Below are 12,508 nucleotides of genomic sequence, written 5' to 3'. Positions count from 1 at the left end.
TCGTAATCCAAACTGACTGGAGGGACGCGGGCATGGCATCGACGGGAGAGGGTGGGCGCCGGGAGCTGTTCCTGGACGACCTGTCCGTGGGGCAGAAGTTCTTCAGTGACACGCACACGCTGGACGCGGCGCAGATCATCGCCTTCGCGCGGGAGTTCGACCCGCAGGGCTTCCATCTGGACGACGCCACGGCGAAGGACACGCTGTTCGAGGGGCTGGCGGCGAGCGGCTGGCACACAGCGGCCCTCACCATGAAGCTCAACGTCCAGAGCGGTCTGCCCTTCAAGGGCGGCATCGTGGGGGCGGGCGGGGACATCCGCTGGCCCAGGCCCACGCGCCCGGGGGACATCCTCCAGGTGGAGAGCGAGGTCCTGGAGGTGACGCCTTCCCGCACGCGGCCGGACCGGGGCATCGCCACCGTGCGCAGCGAGACGCGCAACCAGAAGGGCGACGTGCTGCAGGTGCTGGTCGCGAAGCTGGTGTTGCCCCGTCGCCCGGCGGGCGGGTGAGCGGGACGGCACGCTTTGCGTCAGGGCGGGTGGAGGCTACCGTGCGGCCCGCATCGGCCGTGGTCCCCGTCCCGCTCCCGAGGAGTTCCTTCGCATGTCCCGCGCTGCCCCCGACTTCGACCTGGCCTCCGTGGACGTGGAGGGCTTCTACCGGGAGCTGAAGGAGCTGCGCGCCCGGCTGGACGCGAACCTGGGGGAAGCGGACGCCGCGCACCTGCGGAAGATGGAGCGCTGGGGGAAGGTCGCGTCGGTGCTGGGCGTGGCCACGGCGTGGATCGCCCCCAACCCGCTCTCCGCGGTGGCGCTGGGCCTGGGCCGCTCCACGCGCTGGCTGCTCATGCACCACGTGGGGCACCGGGGCTATGACCGCGTGCCGGGCATGCCCGCGTCGCGCACCAGCAAGGGCTTCGCGAAGGGCCACCGCCGGTTCGTGGACTGGCTGGACTGGATGCTGCCGGAGGCGTGGGTCTTCGAGCACAACGTGCTGCACCACTCGCACACCGGCGAGGAGGCGGATCCGGACCTCTTGGAGCGCAACGCGGAGGGCTCGCTGCGCGACACCGGCCGGTCGCTGGGCCTGCGCTACGTGCAACTGGCGCTGCTGGCCGTCACCTGGCGCGCCAGCTACTACGCGCCTGAGACGCTGGGCTCGCTTCGCCGCAAGGGCCGGCGCGAGGGTGGGGCGCTGACGCGCGCGGAGCTGTGGGAGCTCTTCACGCGCTGCTATCTGCCGTACGCGACCGTCTTCTTCGGGCTGTACCCGGCGGCGTTCCTGCTGGTGTCACCGTGGGCGGCGTTCAGCGTGTTCTGCAACTCCGTGATGGCGGACGTCGTCACCAACCTGCACACGTTCTTCGTGGTGGGCCCCAACCACACCGGCGAGGACCTGTACCGCTTCGACTCCGCGCCCGCGAACAAGGCGGAGCGCATGGTGCAGCAGGTGGTGGGCAGCGCGAACTACCGCACGGGCGGCGACGTCAACGACTACGCCCACCTGTGGCTGAACTACCAGATTGAGCACCACCTCTGGCCGGACCTGCCGATGCTCAAGTACCGCGAGGCGCAGCCGCACGTGAAAGCGCTTTGCGAGAAGTACGGCATCCCCTACGTGCAGGAGAGCGTCTGGACGCGCGCGCGGAAGATGGTGGACATCGTCGTGGGCAAGGCGTCCATGAAGCGGCTGGTGAAGCCCGCGGCGCCCGGGATGTCCGCCGCGGACGCCCGCGCGGAAGCCTCCGCGGCCTGAGCGTCAGGCGGGCGGCGCGCGGCGGCGGCGGGGCAGCGGGGCGAGCGCCACGGGCGTGGCCTCCGTTGCCGCGTCCTCCTGGCGCACGGCCTCCGCGTTCACCACGCGCACGCCGTCGGGTTGGACGGGCAGCCCCAGGGTCTCCACGAAGAGGCGGTAGCTCTCCTCCAGGCGGCGGTGCAGCGCGCTGAAGGTCTGGTGCGCGGTGCCGGGCATGTCCTCGGTATAGGTGAAGTACCAGCGCAGCTCGTCCAGGCGCCCGTAGAAGTGGTCCACCACCGCCTGCTCCTGTTCGGTCAGGTGGATGAGCTGGGCGAAGGCGCCGTCCGCGTAGCGTGAGGCCACCGTCTCCACCAGCGGGTCGCGGCTGCGCAGGCGGGAGAAGAGGAGGAACATCTCCTCCCGGCGTGCGGCCAGCCGGCGCATGATGCCGGCGGCGTCGAGGGCGAGCAGGTTGCGCACGCGCGCGGTGGTTTCGTCGGCCTTCTTGCGGCGAGCCATGGTGCGACACAGCCTACCGTCAGTGGCACCCCTCCACGCCAGGGGCTGCCCTCTTCGTGGGGAACCGGGCGGCCGGGCCCCTGGCGTTCCCTCGGCGATGCGGCGCGGCGGGTGAGCGGTTGTTACGGTGGGGCCACCATGGTGCTCAAGATCGTCCAGGCGGGGGAACCGGTGCTGCGCCAGCGCGCGCGGGAGCTGACCCCGGAAGAAATCGGCAGCGAGGACACGCGGCGGCTCATCCAGTTGATGCGCGACACGATGCGGGACGCGCCCGGCGTGGGGCTCGCGGCGCCCCAGGTGGGCGTGGGCCTGCGGCTGGTGGTCATCGAGGACCGCGCCGAGTACCAGGCCGGCGCGTCGCCCGCGGACCTGGCGCTGCGGGAGCGCTCGCCGGTGGCCTTCCACGTGTTGATCAATCCGAAGCTGGTGGTGGAGGACCCCACGCCGATGGAGTTCCACGAGGGCTGCCTGAGCGTGAACGGCTTCGCGGCGCTGGTGGCCCGGGCGCGCGGCGTGCGGGTGGAGGCGCTGGATGAGAACGGGCAGCCGGTGACGGTGTCCGCGCGTGGCTGGTACGCGCGCATCATCCAGCACGAGTTGGATCACCTGGACGGCACGCTCTACGTGGACCGCATGGAGACGCGCAGCCTCACGACGCAGGAGAACCACCGCCGGCACTGGCTGGGCAAGAGCACGGCCCAGGTGCGCACGGCGCTGGGGCTGCCGGAGCAGCCCCCCTCGATTCCCCGAAAGGACCCGACATGAGCAGCAAGCTGTTCTCCCCCTTGAAGCTGCGGGACATCACCCTGCGCAACCGCGTGGTGGTTTCGCCCATGTGCCAGTACTCGAGCGACGACGGCTTCGCGAACGAGTGGCACGTGGTGCACCTGGGCAGCCGCGCGGTGGGCGGCGCGGGGCTGGTGGTGACGGAGGCCACGGCGGTGGAGCCGGAGGGCCGCATCTCGCCGCAGGACCTGGGGCTGTGGAAGGACGCGCACGTGGAGCAGCTGGCGCGCATCAACCGCTTCATGCACCAGAACGGCGCCGCGTCCGGCGTCCAGCTGGCGCACGCGGGCCGCAAGGCCTCCACGCCCCGTCCGTGGGACGCGGGCAAGCGCGTGGATCCGGAGCACGGTGGCTGGCAGGTGCTGGGGCCCACGACGGAGGCGTTCGACGAGGGCTACCCGGTGCCCACCGCGCTGGACGAGGCGGGCATCCAGCGCATCGTGAAGGCGTTCGCGGACGCGGCGGTGCGCGCGAAGGCGGCGGGGTTCCAGGTCATCGAGCTGCACGCGGCGCACGGCTACCTGCTGCACGAGTTCCTGTCGCCGCTGTCGAACAAGCGGACGGACAGGTACGGCGGCACGTTCGAGAACCGGACGCGCTTCGCGCTGGAGGTGACGCGCGCCGTGCGGGCGAAGTGGCCGGAGTCGCTGCCGCTCTTCATGCGCGTCTCCGCCACGGACTGGGTGGAGGGCGGCTGGACGCCGGAGGACTCCGTGGCGCTGGCGAAGCTGGTGGCGAAGGAGGGCGTGGACCTGCTGGATTGCTCATCCGGCGGCGTGGTGCCGTACGCGAAGATTCCGGTGGGGCCGGGCTACCAGACGCAGCTGGCGGAGCAGGTGCGCAAGGAGGCGGGCCTGCTCACGGGCGCGGTGGGGATGATCCGCTCCGCGTACCAGGCCGAGCACATCCTGGCCACGGGCCAGGCGGACGTCGTCTTCCTGGCGCGCGAGCTGTTGAGGGATCCGTACTGGCCGCTGCGCGCCGCGAAGGAGCTGCGCGCGGACGTGCTGTGGCCGCACCAGTACGAGCGCGCGAAGAACTGATCGGCGTAGGCTTTCGCGCATGCTGACCGAGGTGCAGGCCGGGCCCTATACCGTGCGCGGAATCTCCGTGGGCGGCGTGTACACGTCGCTCCTGGTGCCGGAGCTGGGGGTGCTGCTCGACGCGGGCATCCCCATCCGCTCCTTCGCCACCACGGACCGCATCTTCCTCAGCCACGGGCACGCGGACCATGCGAGCGCGCTGGGCTCGCTCATGGGCATCCGCGCGCTCGTGGGGAAGGGGCCGCCGTTCGTCTACCTGCCGGCGGAGATTGAAGCCCCCGTGCAGGATGCGCTCGCGGCCCTGGGGCGCCTGCACCGGATGAAGTCCGACGTCCGCACCGTTCCCATGCGCCCTGGCGACACCGTGAAGGTGCAGCAGGACGTGTGGGTCCGCGCCTTTCGCACGCACCATCCCGTGCCGTCGCTGGGCTACCAGTTCCTTCGCCGTGTCGCGAAGCTCAAGCCCGAGTTCCGCGAGCTGCCTCCGGCGGAGATTGGCCGCCGCCGTCAGGCCGGTGAGCCGCTGTTCGATGAAGTCGAACGTCTGGAGCTGGCCTACTGCACGGATACCCTCTCCAACGTGCTGGAGCGCCAGCCGTCGCTGTTCGACAGCCGCGTGCTCATCCTCGAGTGCACGTTCATCGACGCGGAGCGCACCGTGCGCGACGCTCAGGAGCGGGCCCACATCCACCTGGAGGAGATCGCCTCCATGGCGGACCGCTTCCAGAACGAGGCCCTGGTCCTGATGCACTTCAGTCAGGCTTACAGCCCCGCGCAGGTCCACGCGACGCTCCAGGTCCGCCTGCCAGCGTCGCTGCTCGAACGCGTGCGAGTCTTCGCGCCTGACGCCGGCCGCTGGTTCGGTTGACCCGTGGCGCCGGCCTGACAGGAGGCCGCCATGACGTCCGCATCCCCCCGCCACGTCCTCATCGCCGGAGCCGGCATTGGAGGCCTCACGCTGGCCTGTGCCCTCCAGCGCGCGGGCCTTCGCGCCACGGTATTCGAACGTGCCGAAGCCCTTCGGCCGGTGGGCGCGGGCATCATCGTGCAGATGAACGCCGCGGTCGCGCTGCGGCGCATCGGCCTGTGTGACGCGGTGGTCGCGGAGGGGGAACGCGCCGAGCGGACGCTCATCCTCGATTCGACGGGCGCCCGGATCACCGCCATCGATGTGCGGTCGCTCCAGGAGGAATGGGGTATCCCGATGGTGTCCGTGCACCGCGCGCGCCTCCAGGCCGTCCTTCGCGCTCACGCGGGCCCGGAGGAGGCCGTGCGGCTGGGTGTCAGCGTGACGGGCTTCGAGGATGACGGCGCCGGCGTCAGCGTGACGCTGTCCACTGGCGAGACCGTCACCGGCGACGTCCTGGTGGGCGCGGATGGCCTGCGCTCCGCCGTGCGGACGGGCCTGCTGGGCGCTCGGCCCACGCGTTACTCCGGCTACACGAGCTGGCGCGGTGTCTGTGTGGGCGCGGACCTGGTGCAAGCGGGACAGTTCACCGAGACGTGGGGGCCCGGAGCCCGCTTCGGCATCGTGCCCATCGGCCGTGGCGAGGTGTACTGGTACGCCACGCTGAATGCGCCCGCGGGGGCGGAGGATGCGCCGGGACAGACGCTCGCCGTCCTCCAGGAGCGCTTCGCGGGATGGCATGCGCCCATCGCGAAGCTGCTCGCGGCGACGCCGCCTGAACGCGTCCTGCGCACGGACATCCACGACCGTCCGCCGGTGCGTCACTGGAGCCGGGGTCGCGTGACGCTGCTGGGGGACGCCGCGCATCCGATGACGCCGAACCTGGGGCAGGGCGGCTGTCAGGCCATCGAGGACGGCGTGGTGCTGGGGGAATGTCTCGCGGCGCCGGGCAGCGTGGAGGACGCACTGCGTGCATACGAATCCCGCCGCGTGAAACGGGCCAACGCGCTGGTCGTGCGCTCACATCAGGTGGGACGTATGGCCCAGTGGGAGAATGGCGCCGCGCGCTATGTCCGCGATGCACTATTCCGTCGAGTCCCGCAGTCGGCCGCGAGACGTCAGCTCTGGACGCTGGTCCAGGGCATGCGCTGAGACGTATCAGGCTTTATAGAGTCTGCCTTTGCCAGGAGAGAGCAGCCTGCCCTGGCGGGGGGAACTCATGCAGACGAAGCCCACGCGGTTGGCCGCCCTTGTACTCGTGTCTTCGGCTTCCTGTCAGCGCGCTGAAGCACCCGTGGCCGCCGTGCCACCAGCCGCTCCCAACGTCGTCACCGGGGCTCCGGATGCAGGGACCGCCGACGTCAACGCCCGGATCCAGCGCATCCTCGGGGAGCCCGCGAAGTACGAACAGGCCTTCACGGCGTTCCAGAAGGCGGTGGCCGCGCACGACGCGAAGGCCGTCGCCGCCCTGGTGGCGTATCCCTTCACCGCGAACGTGGGCGGCAGGAGGGTGAAGCTGCCAGACGCCGCGGCGTTCGTGAGGCATTACGACGTCATCGTCACGCCAGCCATCGCCAACGTCATCACCCGGCAGCGCTACGCGGACCTCTTCGTCAACGCCGACGGCGTGATGTTCGGCCAGGGCGAGGCGTGGCTCAACGGCGTCTGCAAGGACGACGCCTGCAAGGACTTCGATGTCCGGGTGATCGCCATCCAGTCCGCGAATTGATCAGGGCTGCTACCAGAACTTCCACCAGGGGCGCCGGGGGGCCGCAGGCTCCTCGGAGATCGTGAGTATCGCGGGGCCCGCGGGTGTAGCGACGGGAGGCGAGACGAAGGGCTCGGACGTCAACCATTCCGCCATCGCCTTGGGCGAGAGCGTGATGAGTGGCGGAGTGAAACGGAGGTCCTTGGGGTCCGAGCCCTGATTCAAGAAGTCGTTGCGGACTCGGACCGTCGCTCCAGAAGTGGAGAGGCGGATCAATTGCTCGCGCGTCAGGGCGGTATTCCCCTGGAAGGCCTGCTCCGCCAGATGGACGGCGTCTCGCCACAGCGGATCCTCCGCCAACACCACGGTTCGCTGGACAATGGGAGGATTGGCGGTGAACTCGGCGGTGAGCGGAGACTCCGCGCCCAGCTTCCTCATCACGGGCTTGCCAAAGGCCAGGGGCAGATACGCGTCGAGCTTCTCCGCTTCCAGCCGGGTCGCGCCCTGTTCCTGGAGGAGTGCAATCGGATCGCCGTCCTCGGGAACGTCAAACCAGGCCGCGACCGCGCGGCTCACGTCCACGCCGCCCTGGAGCACCAGGAACAGCCTCCGGCTGAGAAACCCGGAGGCAGCAGGCCAGGAGACGGTCTCGAGCAGGTCCGCCAGCGCCTGCCACGGTTCGTTGTCGAGCAGCACCTCCAGCGCCATGCGCTTCTCATCCATCTGGGCGTAATAGACGCGCACCCAATGGGTACCGGAGGTCAGCGGCAGCGACCGGAGTGCGCTCTCGAAGGCCTTGAACCACGGCTCCTCGAGTTTCGGGCCGGGATGGTCGCCTCGGGTGATGATATTGCCCAGGATGACCTTCCGGTCGATGCCACCGACCCGCCAGGTCGCGACGGTGACGTGCTCGTCGGGAGGACGGACGAAGGCGGACAGGAGCACGTGCAGGCTCGCCCGGACGAAATTCATCAGGGCATCGTTCGAGGCCTCCGTCTCCGTCGTGCCAAAGCCTCCCACGGACTCGAAGACCCACCGGCCGGTCCAGGGCTCCAGGCAGACGTCGAGCTGTCGCGTGCAGATGCCCGGCTCGGTCCGCGTGTCGATGAGCGTCGCCTGGAAGCGTGGGCCCCCGGGACCCACGCGGAGCCATTCCTCCTCTTCCTGGATGGGGAGGCCGTGAGCGCGGAGGAGCTCCGCCAGTGGCTCGTTTGCGGAAGTCGACGTCATGGAAACCTCAGGACCGCGTGACGGAGGCGAGGAACGGCAGGACGTGGGGCAGCACCTTGGGCGCCTTCGCCCAGGCGCCGCCGTGGTCGGCGTGCGTGATGGTCGCGAACGCCACGCCGGCCCGCCGCGCCACGGCCTTCATGGAGTCGTGGTACGGGTCCATGGCGCCGCAATAGAGCAGCCCCGGCTTGCCGGAGCCCACCAGCGCCTCATCCAGGCCCGCCGATGTCTCACAGGCCTTCATGCACAGCCGGAGCGCGTCCAGGTCTCCCGCGTCGATGGCCTCCGCCAGCTCCGGCGCGCGCCGTGCTCCCATCAGGAGCATCTGGAACCAGTCCACGGTCGTGCCGGGCTTGAACTGCTTCTCCAGGGCCGCGTAGGCCACGGGCAGGCCCACCGCCGGATCCCAGCCGCCCACCACGTACGACGCCAGCCGCTCCGGCGCGAAGGACGCCAGGCCACACACCGTCCAGCCGCCCATCGAGTAGCCCCACGCATGCGCCCGGTCGATGGAGAGCGTGTCGAGCACCGACAGCGCGTCCTCCACGCGATGCCTCAGTGCGTAGGCCTCCAGGTCGTGCGGCGTGTCGCTCTGGCCATGCCCCAGCGAGTCGAACGTCACCACCGTGTACGTGTCCGTCAGCGCGGGCAGGTACCCCTTGAGCGACCAGTGCGAGCCCAACTGGAGCAGGCCGTGCAGGAGCAGCAGGGGAGGGCCGTGGCCCTGGACCTCGTAGTGGATGCGGCGGCCGGACCTTGTCGCGAAGGGCATGGCGTGGGGCTTCCCTACAGCCCCGAGACCTTCGCGGCGCTGGCCACCGTGAAGCCGAAGGCCACCGTCTGACGGGAGCGCGGCGGCACGCTCAACTCGAAGCGCACGATGCCCTCGTCGCTCACCTTGGTGGGCGCGGGCTTCGTGGCGTCCTTGAGCAGCGCCACCTCCACGGCCTCCACCTCCGACACCGGCATGCGCTCCTCCACCGCGAGCGCCGCGGGCTTCGCGCCCATGTTGGAGACGAACAGCTTCACCTTCTGCGTGCGCGTGCGCCGGCCGGTGATGCGGGCGACCTCCTCGCCCACGTCCACCTGCCGCGACACGCGTAGCGAGTCCTCGCTGCCGAAGCCCAGCTTCACGCGCTCGCCCCGGCCCGCGAACTTGAGCTGCGCGCGGCCCACGTAGCCGTTGGCGCGCACCAGGTCCACCGGCCCCGCGAGCAACACCGCCGGCCCCGTGTTGTCGAACTTCGCCACGCGGTGCACCAGCGGTGACTGCTCCGGGCAGGCCACCAGCTCCGACGTGGCCGGCGATGTGAACGTGAACAGCGCCACGCGGTGCGCCTCGCCATCCGACGGCACCGTGGCCTTGTGCGGCGCGGACAGCGTCACCGCTTCGCCGCCGTCGTCCATGCCGGGCAGCGCGTCCGCGGCCTTCGTCGTCCCCGCCTCGCCCGTCTCCTGGAGCGACTCCTCACGGATGGAGACGTCCACCACCTGCTTCTCGCGCGACGTCTTCTCCCGCAGGGAGAGCCAGTCCTCCGTGAGCCGGGGCGGCGTGGCGCCCAGCGTGGGCCGCGCCGTGGAGAAGGCCAGCGTCACGTCCTTCCACGCCTCGCCGGTGTTCTGCCAGACCACGGCCTCGCACTCCAACCTCACCGAGGACGCGGACTCCGCGAGCCCCAGCACCGCGCGGTAGGCCGGCCGCCACGCGGCGCACGGCACCAGGTAGCTGAGCGTCAACGTCGCCTCACCGCCCGCGGCGTGGCTCACGTCCAGCTCGGCGCGCACGTCCAGCGTGGGCTCCGGCACCTCCGTGCGCGACAGCACGTCGCGGGTCTCCTGGATGTGCTGCCGCTCCAGGCGGCCCAGCTCACGGCGGGCCTGCCGCAGTTGATCGTCGGTCGCGGTCTGCTCCTGGCGGACCGTCGCGAGCTGCTCCTTCCACTTCGCCGGATCCGCCTCCCCCGCGCCGGTGCGCTCGGAGATGGCGCGGAGGATGTCCCGGCGCGCGGTCTCCAGCAGGCCGTGCTTCGCCTCCAGGCGCCGTATCTCCGCCTGGGCGCGCGCCAGCACCTGCTCGCGTTCGAAGGCGCGGCGGGCCAGCTCCGAGTGGTGCTCGCGCAGCGCTTCGGGCAGCACCGCGCGCATGGAGCGGCGCAGGCTGGCCTGGGTCACCATGCCGCCGGTGAGCTTCGCCTGGAGCGAGCGGTCCACCGCCACCGCCGGCAGCCCGTCCACCACGAGACGGCAGGGGCCCGGGGGCAGCGTCACCGTGCCGCTGCGCTCGACGAGCGCCCGGTCCTCCAGGACCGTCACCTTGACCAGGGGCAACAGAATGGAAGTGCGCATCACGTCCTCCGGTTCCCGCCGTTCAGCATCTTGCTGGCGGGCAGCTTCACGACCCACGTCGCCTTCATCGAACGCTTCTCTCCCGCGGGGACGCTCACGCGCCACACCCGCTCGCCCTCCACCGCCTCTTCACCCGGCAGCGGCGTGGGCTTCTGCCAGGGCGGCGCCACCTCCGCCTCCTCCACCTTGATGTCCTTCTGGGATTCGGGGACCGCGCTGATCCGCTCGGAGATGGCGATGTTCGCGGCGCGGGTGAGGTGGTTGGCCACCTCCACGGAGACATGGTGCGTGAGCACCGTGCTGTTGCCGAACATGCCGCCGGAGGCCTCGTCGAAGCGCGTGTTGCGCGCCACCTGGAGCGCCTCCTCCACGCCCAATCCCAGCCGCTGCGTCTCGCCCGGCCCCAGCGTGGGCATGGGCGACGTCATCAGGAACTCATCGCCGAGCGTCACGTCCACCGGCCCCGCGAGCAGCGGATGCGGCGAGGCGTTGTCCAGGCGCACCGTGCGGAAGACGCGCGGCTCCACGGAGGGCACGCACACGTATTCGGCCTTGAGCTCCAGGGGTACCGTCAGCATGGGCACGGTGTGCCACGCGCCATCGGATGGCACGTCCGCGACGGCCTCCGCGTCGAAGCGCGCATCGAAGTGCCGGGCGGAGTCATGCGGCGGCACGGACCAGGTGGGCGGCGCCACGTCGTTCACGGACTCGGCGATGACGAAGGCCTGGGCCTCCAGTCGCACCACCTCCACCTGCACGTTCACCGAGGTGATGGACAGCATCGCCTGGGAGACGAGCGCGGAGCGGGGACGCAACCGGCCGCGCTCCGCCTGTGAGGCCGCGGAGGCCAGCGTCAGCGAGTCGTAGTCGAACAGACGGTCCGCCGGCTCCAGGCCCGCGGCCCTCCGGAGCTCATCGCCAGCGCCTCCCTCTTCCGCATCCATCGACTCATCCGCCATCGGAGCGCCATCGAAGTCGTCCTCCTCGACCGCGCGCTTCTTGCTGCGCATGCGGTCCATGCCGCCACCGCCGCGCGACCCGGGCATGCTCTGCGCGGGGACGGCACCGGTGACGCTGCGGCGGGGCGCCGAGGGACGCGCCGCTCCCAGAAAGGCTCCCGAGGCCTTGGGTGCTGGCGCCATGGGCGCGGGCGGAGGAGGCGCGGACACGCTGGGCGGTGCTCCGGGCGCGCCTCCATACGAGGCCGATTCCTTGTAGAGCTTCTCCTGCTCATACGCGACCTCCATCACCGGCATGGGCGGCGGTTGAGGCTTGGGCGGGACCGGCTCCGGGCGGGCGACGTGCAGGGCGTCGTAGCCCGCGAACAGCTCCTCCAGTCCCGGCGCGGGTTCACGCCACCCCGAGCGCGCGGGGACGGGCTGGCTGCGCCCGATGCGCAGCGACTTGAGCTCCGGCACCTCCGCGCGCCGCTCCAAGCTCGCGGTGGAGACCGCCAGCCGCACGCCCATCCAGTCCTCGCCGGTCCGCTGGACGACGGCGGCGCGCATGCGCAGCGTGCCTTCCTCCAGCGTGCGAGGCAGGCGCAGGTCATAGGTGGGCACCCAGCGCGCGCCGGCCACCGCGTACTCCAGCACCAGGCGCGCGTCCGCGCTCGCGGCGATGGGGCCGGAGAGCGTCAGCAACGCCGCGCGGAACAGCCGGGCCCGGTCCACGCTCCGCGCGGAGGACAGCTCCTGGACGCGGCGGCGGCGCAGCTCCAGCTCATTCGTGGCGTCGCGGTGCTGGCGCGCCAGGTCCAGCTCCTGGGCCTGGAGCTCCGCCAGCTCCGCTTCCACGAAGCCGGTGAGCGCCAACATCGAGGCCAGGGGCGCCTCGCGCGGGGGATGGCCCTTGCGCGCGGCCGGCCAGGTGGGCGTCAGGCCGCGGAGCGCCGCGATCTCCGCGCGAACCCGCTCCAGCCGGCCATGCACGGCGGCCAGCGTGGCCTCCGCCGCTTCGAGCGCGTGCTGTTCCGCGGGCAGCTCCGACTCCGGCGGCATCCGCACATCGAACGTGGGCTTCAGGTCGCGGACGAGGAGCTCCGGCGGCCCCTCCACCACCCGGGCGCGCAGCGAGCCCGTGCGCAGGGACAGCGGCAGGCCGTCGATGCGGACCTGGCCGGGCAGGTGTCCGTTCTCGGGCGAGAGCACGAACGCGCGCGTGCACAGCGCGCCCTCGGCGTGAACGGTGACGGATTCCAGGACGGACGGTACGACGCGCATGGGCCCCCTC

12 protein-coding genes are annotated in these 12,508 nt (G+C 71.2%); 7 read left to right on the top strand and 5 right to left on the bottom strand.

Annotated features, from left to right (window positions below):
* The first annotated feature begins 32 nt into the window (after positions 1-32).
* Both ACX114_RS23665 and ACX114_RS23660 read left to right on the top strand, forming a co-directional pair.
* Positions 33-509 carry a MaoC family dehydratase gene (locus ACX114_RS23665; RefSeq protein ID WP_459288051.1) on the top strand — a complete coding sequence of 159 codons (477 nt, stop codon included), beginning with the start codon at positions 33-35 and terminating at the stop codon, positions 507-509.
* 94 nt (positions 510-603) lie between these two features.
* Positions 604-1,755 (top strand): fatty acid desaturase family protein, encoded by a 1,152-nt coding sequence (locus tag ACX114_RS23660; RefSeq protein WP_459288049.1) that lies wholly within the window; start codon positions 604-606, stop codon positions 1,753-1,755.
* A 3-nt stretch (positions 1,756-1,758) separates the two neighbouring features.
* Here the strand turns inward: ACX114_RS23660 and ACX114_RS23655 are convergent, their stop codons facing one another.
* Positions 1,759-2,256, bottom strand: a complete 498-nt coding sequence (locus tag ACX114_RS23655; protein ID WP_459288047.1) for a hypothetical protein — start codon at positions 2,254-2,256, stop codon at positions 1,759-1,761.
* Between the two features lie 138 nt (positions 2,257-2,394).
* Here ACX114_RS23655 and def point away from each other — a divergent pair, with 138 nt between their 5' ends.
* From def to ACX114_RS23630, 5 genes are all read left to right on the top strand, one after another.
* A complete protein-coding gene (def, locus tag ACX114_RS23650; RefSeq protein ID WP_459288045.1) occupies positions 2,395-3,021 on the top strand; it encodes a peptide deformylase in 627 nt (208 codons plus the stop codon).
* Positions 3,018-4,085, top strand: coding sequence for an NADH:flavin oxidoreductase/NADH oxidase (locus ACX114_RS23645; RefSeq protein WP_459288043.1), 1,068 nt, complete (start codon positions 3,018-3,020; stop codon positions 4,083-4,085). The genes def and ACX114_RS23645 overlap by 4 nt, the downstream gene beginning before the upstream one ends.
* Before the next feature lie 19 nt (positions 4,086-4,104).
* Positions 4,105-4,953, top strand: a complete 849-nt coding sequence (locus tag ACX114_RS23640; protein WP_459288041.1) for an MBL fold metallo-hydrolase — start codon at positions 4,105-4,107, stop codon at positions 4,951-4,953.
* A gap of 30 nt (positions 4,954-4,983) precedes the next feature.
* Entirely contained in the window at positions 4,984-6,144 is a 1,161-nt protein-coding gene (locus ACX114_RS23635) for an FAD-dependent monooxygenase (protein WP_459288039.1), read from the top strand.
* A 142-nt stretch (positions 6,145-6,286) separates the two neighbouring features.
* Positions 6,287-6,721, top strand: a complete 435-nt coding sequence (locus ACX114_RS23630) for a hypothetical protein (RefSeq protein WP_459288037.1) — start codon at positions 6,287-6,289, stop codon at positions 6,719-6,721.
* A gap of 9 nt (positions 6,722-6,730) precedes the next feature.
* Here ACX114_RS23630 and ACX114_RS23625 read toward each other — a convergent pair whose 3' ends face one another.
* The 4 genes from ACX114_RS23625 to ACX114_RS23610 are packed head-to-tail and all read right to left on the bottom strand — an operon-like array spanning position 6,731 to position 12,498.
* The gene (locus tag ACX114_RS23625; protein ID WP_459288035.1) at positions 6,731-7,930 is read right to left on the bottom strand and encodes a DUF6348 family protein; all 1,200 of its coding nucleotides are present in this window, start codon (positions 7,928-7,930) and stop codon (positions 6,731-6,733) included.
* 7 nt (positions 7,931-7,937) lie between these two features.
* Positions 7,938-8,702 (bottom strand): alpha/beta fold hydrolase, encoded by a 765-nt coding sequence (locus ACX114_RS23620; protein ID WP_459288033.1) that lies wholly within the window; start codon positions 8,700-8,702, stop codon positions 7,938-7,940.
* A 14-nt stretch (positions 8,703-8,716) separates the two neighbouring features.
* Entirely contained in the window at positions 8,717-10,276 is a 1,560-nt protein-coding gene (locus tag ACX114_RS23615; protein WP_459288031.1) for a mucoidy inhibitor MuiA family protein, read from the bottom strand.
* Positions 10,276-12,498, bottom strand: coding sequence for a DUF4139 domain-containing protein (locus tag ACX114_RS23610; RefSeq protein WP_459288029.1), 2,223 nt, complete (start codon positions 12,496-12,498; stop codon positions 10,276-10,278). Before ACX114_RS23610 ends, ACX114_RS23615 begins: the two co-directional genes overlap by 1 nt.
* Positions 12,499-12,508: the final 10 nt, after the last annotated feature.

It is taken from the genome of Corallococcus sp. M7 (assembly GCF_054512695.1).
Note: the sequence above shows the minus strand (reverse complement) of the source record. Positions and strands in the feature narration are given on the sequence as shown.

Coding starts and splice junctions, on each gene's coding strand:
- ACX114_RS23665 (WP_459288051.1), top strand. CDS start 33: ATGGCATCGACGGGAGAGGGTGGGCGCCGGGAGCTGTTCCTGGACGAC.
- ACX114_RS23625 (WP_459288035.1), bottom strand. CDS start 7,930: ATGACGTCGACTTCCGCAAACGAGCCACTGGCGGAGCTCCTCCGCGCT.
- ACX114_RS23660 (WP_459288049.1), top strand. CDS start 604: ATGTCCCGCGCTGCCCCCGACTTCGACCTGGCCTCCGTGGACGTGGAG.
- ACX114_RS23635 (WP_459288039.1), top strand. CDS start 4,984: ATGACGTCCGCATCCCCCCGCCACGTCCTCATCGCCGGAGCCGGCATT.
- ACX114_RS23645 (WP_459288043.1), top strand. CDS start 3,018: ATGAGCAGCAAGCTGTTCTCCCCCTTGAAGCTGCGGGACATCACCCTG.
- ACX114_RS23640 (WP_459288041.1), top strand. CDS start 4,105: ATGCTGACCGAGGTGCAGGCCGGGCCCTATACCGTGCGCGGAATCTCC.
- def (WP_459288045.1), top strand. CDS start 2,395: ATGGTGCTCAAGATCGTCCAGGCGGGGGAACCGGTGCTGCGCCAGCGC.
- ACX114_RS23620 (WP_459288033.1), bottom strand. CDS start 8,702: ATGCCCTTCGCGACAAGGTCCGGCCGCCGCATCCACTACGAGGTCCAG.
- ACX114_RS23615 (WP_459288031.1), bottom strand. CDS start 10,276: ATGCGCACTTCCATTCTGTTGCCCCTGGTCAAGGTGACGGTCCTGGAG.
- ACX114_RS23655 (WP_459288047.1), bottom strand. CDS start 2,256: ATGGCTCGCCGCAAGAAGGCCGACGAAACCACCGCGCGCGTGCGCAAC.
- ACX114_RS23610 (WP_459288029.1), bottom strand. CDS start 12,498: ATGCGCGTCGTACCGTCCGTCCTGGAATCCGTCACCGTTCACGCCGAG.